General features: G+C 52.3%; 1 protein-coding gene. It reads right to left on the bottom strand.

The annotated features are described in order from the left end of the window. Positions 1-62 precede the first annotated feature (62 nt). A partial coding sequence (locus AC1DRJ_RS29640) for a lanthionine synthetase LanC family protein (protein WP_477805256.1) occupies positions 63-972 on the bottom strand: 910 nt, incomplete at its 5' end.

Below are 972 nucleotides of genomic sequence, written 5' to 3' on the forward strand. Positions count from 1 at the left end.
CAGCCTCAGCATCATCAAATCGTTTGGCAGCGATCGGGTTTCAGAGAGCCAGATCAACGGTATCAAGGACTCACAAACTCGGCTTGAATAGCAGCCGAAAACTTTTCAATCAGCGGTATCAAGCTTTCTCGCTTCTCCAGTTGATACAGGTTCACCAGTACCGTGACCGTCCCGCACCATCCATTGAGGAAGTCAAACTCATCATTCTCGCGTGGAAAGTCGGCGAGTTTGAGCAACAGGTCATTGATGGTTGCGCGATGGATATCCCGCCCGATGACCTGCTGGTGATTGACCAGAACATAAAGGTAAGACGCCAGGCCAAAGTAGGCGCTGACCGCCATGTCACTATCGAAATGCTCATGGGAAGTCGCTATAGAGTCGACGATTCGATCAGCCATATCCAAGTGTTCTGGCTGGCCGCTGACTCGAAAAAGACTCATATAAAAAACAGCCAGCCCACCCATGCCGTTATAAAGGCTGTTACTCATGGGCGAGAGATAGTTGCGTCGAGTGGTCGGATGGGTATTCAGGAAAGACCACCCAACCTCCCTGCCTTCGCCTTTAATACTCAACCGTTCGATCACTGCCGTGATTCTAAGCGCACCTGCGAGGTAGTCCGATTCCCCCATAGCTGGCACATTTTTGCGGTAATGCCGCCTATTCAAGGGCAAGTCCGTATTACCCGAAGGGAACAGGCACTCGCGCAGGATGAGTGTCTGAAAAGCCTTGTCCTTGACAGACAGATCACTCAGCTTTCGTTGGCAACTTTCAAGAGGGCTCTCGATGTCGAGTTCTGCCACGAACCCGCCATGACTGCTGAATATACGATTGCTGCCGATGGGCATGGAGAAGCTAGGGATATTTGCCCGCTGCAGATCGACCGCCTCGTGAGCGGGAACATGCTTGCCAATCAACGTTTCATTTGACTCCGACCACAACGTGGCCAGCAGCAACTGGCGCTGGAGCATGCAC

The sequence above is a fragment of the Pseudomonas sp. P5_B2 genome, from assembly GCF_056400445.1.